The 269-nt window shown below is 62.8% G+C and carries 1 pseudogene; it reads left to right on the top strand.

The window, feature by feature from the left end:
- A pseudogene (locus SNR22_RS29240) lies at window positions 1–269 on the top strand (2-oxoglutarate ferredoxin oxidoreductase subunit alpha); the annotation flags it as partial.

The following is a 269-nucleotide window of genomic DNA, read 5'->3' as shown; positions in this document are numbered from 1 at the left end:
ATCTGCCGCGTGGGGCGGATATCATCGTGAACACCGATGAGTTCACCAGGCGTAACCTGGCGAAGGTGGGTTATCAGTCCAGTCCGTTGGACGATGACTCCCTCGCCGGTTTTGTGGTGCATCCGGTGGCGTTGACGTCGATGACGGTCCGGGCCCTGGCGGAGCTGGCGGTGGCGAAGAAGGACGCCGAGCGGGCCAAGAACATGTTCGCCCTCGGTCTGCTGTCCTGGATGTATTCCCGGCCGTACGCCTCGACGCTGCGTTTCCTG

The organism is Micromonospora sp. RTGN7 (assembly GCF_033804645.1).
GTDB lineage: Bacteria > Actinomycetota > Actinomycetes > Mycobacteriales > Micromonosporaceae > Micromonospora.
Note: the sequence above shows the minus strand (reverse complement) of the source record. Positions and strands in the feature narration are given on the sequence as shown.